This window comes from Pseudoxanthobacter sp. (assembly GCF_036822375.1).
GTDB lineage: Bacteria > Pseudomonadota > Alphaproteobacteria > Rhizobiales > Segnochrobactraceae > Pseudoxanthobacter.
Map to the genome: position 1 here is coordinate 1 of NZ_DAISHT010000231.1, position 4,992 is coordinate 4,992.

Below are 4,992 nucleotides of genomic sequence, written 5' to 3' on the forward strand. Positions count from 1 at the left end.
TTCGGTGAGGTGGATCGCTGATGTCCGTCCGTCGCCTCTCTCCCGTCCAGCCCGAAAGCTTCGCCTTCACGCCCGAGAATCTGGCGTGGGCCACGGAGAAGCTGAAGGACTATCCGGAAGGTCGCCAGCAGAGTGCCGTGATCCCGATCCTGTTCCGCATTCAGGAGCAGGAAGGCTGGGTGAGCGAGCCGGCCATCCGCTGGGTCGCCGAATTCCTGTCGATGCCTCAGATCCGCGTGCTGGAGGTTGCGACCTTCTACACGATGTTCCAGCTCTCGCCGGTGGGCCGTAAGGCGCACATTCAGGTGTGCGGCACGACGCCGTGCATGCTGCGCGGCGCCGAGGATCTGATCCACATCTGCAAGAAGCGCATCGCCGAGGAGCCGTTCACGCTCTCGCCCGACGGCGACTTCTCGTGGGAAGAGGTCGAATGCGCCGGCGCCTGCGTGAATGCGCCGATGGTGCAGATCTTCAAGGACACCTATGAAGACCTGACGCCGGAGAGCTTCACGGCGCTGATCGACGGCTTTGCCGCCGGCAATCCGCCGAAGCCCGGCACCCAGATCGACCGTCCGATGGGCGGCCCGAAGGGCGGGCTGACCGCGCTGACCGATACGGCCGCCTTCACCCGCGCCACGCCGGTGGTGCCGGGCGGCGATTTCGTTTCGGTCGGCCAGCCCGAGCTGACCGGCGCTGCCGTCCCGGCAGACCCCGCCAAGAGTTCGTGACGAGAGGGAGGATCGGCCATGCTTTCCGATAAAGACCGCATCTTCACGAACATCTACGGCACGCAGGACTGGGGCCTTCAGGGCGCCCTGATGCGCGGCTCGTGGGATGGCACCAAGGCCATTCTGGCCAAGGGGCGCGACTGGATCATCGACCAGATGAAGGCCTCGGGCCTGCGCGGCCGTGGCGGCGCAGGCTTCTCGACCGGCCTCAAGTGGTCGTTCATGCCGAAGAACCCGGGGGCGCGCCCGCACTATCTCGTCGTCAATGCCGACGAGTCGGAGCCCGGCACCTGCAAGGACCGCGAGATCCTGCGCCACGATCCTCATCACCTGATCGAAGGCTGCATGATCGCTTCCTTCGCCATGGGGGCGCACGCGGCCTACATCTATGTCCGCGGCGAGTTCGTGCGGGAGCGCGAGCATCTGCAGGCGGCGATCCGGCAGGCCTACGAGGCGCGCCTGATCGGCAAGAACAACATTCACGGCTACGATTTCGATCTCTTCGTGCATCACGGCGGCGGCGCCTACATCTGCGGCGAAGAGACGGCGCTGCTGGAGAGCCTTGAAGGCAAGAAGGGCCAGCCGCGTCTGAAGCCGCCTTTCCCGGCCAACATGGGCCTCTATGGCTGCCCGACGACGGTCAACAACGTCGAGTCCATCGCCGTTGCCCCGACCATTCTGCGTCGTGGCGCGAGCTGGTTCTCCGGGCTGGGCCGGCCCAATAACACCGGCACGAAGCTCTTCTGCATCTCCGGGCACGTCAACAATCCGTGCACGGTCGAGGAAGAGATGGGCATCACCTTCCGCGAACTGGTCGACCGCCACTGCGGCGGCATCCGCGGCGGGTGGGATAATCTGCTGTGCGTCATCCCCGGCGGCGCCTCGGTGCCGCTGGTGCCGGCCGAGCAGATTGCCGATGCCAACATGGATTTCGACAGCCTGCGGGCGCTGCGCTCCGGTCTCGGGTCCGCGGCGGTGATCGTCATGGACAAGTCGACTGATCCGATCAAGGCCATCGCCCGGCTGTCGCATTTCTACAAGCACGAGAGCTGCGGCCAGTGCACGCCGTGCCGTGAAGGCACGGGCTGGATGTGGCGCATGATGGAGCGGCTGGTGGCCGGCGACGCCGAGAAGGAGGAAATCGACCTCCTTCTTCAGGTGACGACGCAGGTCGAAGGGCACACCATCTGCGCCCTCGGCGATGCCGCGGCCTGGCCGGTGCAGGGCCTGATCCGTCACTTCCGTCCGCTGATCGAGCAGCGGATCGAATCCTACAAGGGCCGCAGCGTTCAGGGCGCATCCCTGGCGGCGGCGGAATAAGGCGCGTCATGCGCCGTCATGTAACGCCGGCGGCAGCGCCGGCCGGGCCCCTTCCCGGGGTAAACGTCAATATCCGCATCGGCCGGCGCATCGGTCTGGTGGCAGCCTGAGAAGCGGGGAGAGACATGGCCAAGATCAGCGTCGACGGGTCCGTGATCGAGGTGCCGGCGGAGTTCACGCTCCTGCAGGCGGCCGAGGCTGCGGGTGCCGAGATCCCGCGCTTCTGTTTCCATGAACGGCTGTCGATTGCCGGCAACTGCCGCATGTGCCTTGTCGAGGTGAAGGGCGGCCCGCCGAAGCCGGTCGCCTCGTGCGCCATGTCGGTGAAGGATCTGCGCCCGGGCCCGAACGGCGAACCGCCGCAGATGTTCACCAACACCCCGATGGTGAAGAAGGCGCGCGAAGGAACCATGGAGTTCCTGCTGATCAACCACCCGCTGGATTGCCCGATCTGCGATCAGGGCGGCGAGTGCGATCTGCAGGACCAGTCGATGGCCTACGGCATCTCCGGCTCGCGCTATCAGGAAAACAAGCGCGCCGTCGAAGACAAGTATATCGGCCCGCTGGTGAAGACCGTGATGACGCGCTGCATCCACTGCACGCGCTGCGTCCGTTTCACCACCGAGGTTGCGGGCATCTCTGAACTGGGCCTCATCGGCCGCGGCGAGGATGCCGAGATCACGACCTATCTCGAACAGGCGATGTCGTCGGAGATGCAGGGCAATGTCGTCGACCTGTGCCCGGTCGGCGCCCTGACGGCCAAGCCCTATGCCTTCAAGGCGCGTCCGTGGGAGCTGACGAAGACGGAGTCCATCGATGTGATGGATGCGGTCGGCTCGAACATCCGCGTCGACAGCCGCGGCCGCGAGGTGATGCGCGTGCTGCCGCGCCTCAACGAGGCGGTCAACGAAGAGTGGATTTCCGACAAGACGCGCTACATCTGGGACGGGCTGCGCACCCAGCGCCTCGACCGCCCCTATGTGCGCCGCAACGGCCGTCTCGTGCCGGCGTCGTGGGCTGAGGCGCTGGGCGTCGTGGCCGACAAGGTGCGGCAGACGATCGCCGCCCGCATCGGCGCCATCGGCGGCGATCTGGCGTCCGCTGAAGAGCTGTTCGCGCTGAAGGATCTGATGACCCGTCTCGGCGTCGCCAGCTTCGACGCGCGTCAGGACGGCACGAAGCTGGACCCGGCAATGGGCCGCGCGTCCTACCTCTTCAACCCGTCGATTCAGGGGCTGGAGCAGGCGGATGCCGTTCTGCTGGTCGGCACGAACCCGCGGTGGGAAGCGGCGGTGCTGAATTCGCGGCTGCGCAAGCTGTGGCGCCGCACCGGGCTGCCGATCGGCGTGGTCGGCGCCCCGGCGAACTTCAATTATGCGACCACCTATCTCGGGGCCGGCCCTGAGACGCTGTCGGATATCGCAGCCGGCCGCCATCCGTTTGCCGATGTGCTGAAGAACGCCCAGCGTCCGCTGATCATCGTCGGGCAGGGGGCTCTGACGCGCGCTGACGGCGCGGCGGTTCTGTCGCTCGCCGCGAAGGTGGCGGTCGCCAGCAACGCGGCCGGACCGGAGTGGAACGGCCTCGCCGTGCTGCACACGGCTGCAGCCCGCGTCGGCGCGCTGGATGTCGGCTTCGTTCCGGGCGTCGGCGGGCTGGATGTCGCCGGCATGGTCGATGCTGCCGGCAAGGGCGCACTCGATGTGCTGTTCCTGCTCGGTGCGGACGAGATCGATTTCGCGAAGCTCGGCAAGGCGTTCGTAGTCTATATCGGCACCCACGGCGATGCCGGTGCGCACCGCGCCGATGTGGTGCTGCCGGGCGCGGCCTACACCGAAAAGTCGGGCACGTGGGTCAACACCGAGGGGCGGGTGCAGCGCGGCAACCGCGCCAGCTTCCCGCCGGGCGAAGCCCGCGAGGACTGGGCGATCCTGCGCGCCCTGTCGGCTCTCGTCGGCGCGCAGCTGCCCTACGATTCGCTGGCGGACCTGCGCACCGCGCTGGTCACGGCGCATCCGGTGTTCGGCCGTCGCGACGTGTTCGTGGCCGCCGATCCGGCAGCCGTCGTGGCGCTGGCCGGGCGGGGCGGCGAGGTCAGTGCCGCGCCGTTTACGCCGGCCATCCCGGATTTCTACCTGACCAACCCGATCGCGCGGGCGTCGGCGGTGATGGCGGAATGTTCGGCGCTGGCGCAGGCGCGCGTGGCCCAGGCTGCCGAGTAAGGCGGCCGGGCGGGAGCGGGCCAGAAGGGCCACCGATTTGGCGGCCACCGATTTTGGGCGAAGGGTTTAGTCGATGACGGCCTCCGGTTTCTGGGCGGATTACGGGTTCCCGGTTCTGATTACGATTATTCAGAGCCTGGTGATGATCGTTGTCCTGCTGATCTGCATCGCCTTCGTTCTGTTGGCGGACCGCAAGATCTGGGCGGCGGTGCAGTTGCGCCGCGGCCCGAACGTTGTCGGCCCCTGGGGTCTGTTTCAGTCCTTCGCCGACCTTCTGAAGTTCATCCTGAAGGAGCCGACCATTCCGGCCAGCTCCAACAAGGTGCTGTTCCTGCTGGCGCCGTTCATCTCGGTGCTGCTGGCGGTCGGGGCGTGGGCGGTGATCCCGGTCGCGGACGGCTGGGTGATCGCCGACCTGAACCTCGGAACGCTCTACATTTTTGCGATCTCCTCGCTCAGCGTTTACGCCATCATCATCGGCGGCTGGGCGTCGAACTCGAAATATCCGTTCCTGTCGGCGCTGCGTTCGGCGGCCCAGATGGTGTCCTACGAAGTCTCGATCGGCTTCGTGGTGGTGACGGTGCTGATGTGTGCCGGCACGCTGAACCTTTCGGAAGTGGTCCGGGCGCAGGAGACGAGCGGACTTGCGACGCTGATCGGCGTTCCCTGGCTGTCGTTCCTGAACTGGTACTGGCTGCCGCTGTTCCCGATGTTCATCATCT

The 4,992-nt window shown here is 66.6% G+C and carries 4 protein-coding genes; all 4 read left to right on the forward strand.

Features of this window, described 5'->3' with window-relative positions; genetic code table 11:
- Nucleotides 1-20: 20 nt before the first annotated feature.
- The gene (gene nuoE, locus V7067_RS15350) at nt 21-728 is read left to right on the forward strand and encodes an NADH-quinone oxidoreductase subunit NuoE (protein WP_334176778.1); all 708 of its coding nucleotides are present in this window, start codon (nt 21-23) and stop codon (nt 726-728) included.
- An 18-nt stretch (nt 729-746) separates the two neighbouring features.
- Complete coding sequence (gene nuoF, locus V7067_RS15355) at nt 747-2,048, forward strand: NADH-quinone oxidoreductase subunit NuoF (protein WP_334176779.1); 1,302 nt, start codon at nt 747-749, stop codon at nt 2,046-2,048.
- A gap of 125 nt (nt 2,049-2,173) precedes the next feature.
- The gene (nuoG, locus tag V7067_RS15360; RefSeq protein ID WP_334176780.1) at nt 2,174-4,270 is read left to right on the forward strand and encodes an NADH-quinone oxidoreductase subunit NuoG; all 2,097 of its coding nucleotides are present in this window, start codon (nt 2,174-2,176) and stop codon (nt 4,268-4,270) included.
- Between the two features lie 73 nt (nt 4,271-4,343).
- Nucleotides 4,344-4,992 (forward strand): NADH-quinone oxidoreductase subunit H (locus tag V7067_RS15365; RefSeq protein ID WP_334176781.1); only part of this gene is annotated, 649 nt, incomplete at its 3' end.

Excerpts from the sequence above, each read along its gene's own strand:
- nuoG (WP_334176780.1), top strand. The coding sequence starts at position 2,174 with ATGGCCAAGATCAGCGTCGACGGGTCCGTGATCGAGGTGCCGGCGGAG.
- nuoE (WP_334176778.1), top strand. The coding sequence starts at position 21 with ATGTCCGTCCGTCGCCTCTCTCCCGTCCAGCCCGAAAGCTTCGCCTTC.
- nuoF (WP_334176779.1), top strand. The coding sequence starts at position 747 with ATGCTTTCCGATAAAGACCGCATCTTCACGAACATCTACGGCACGCAG.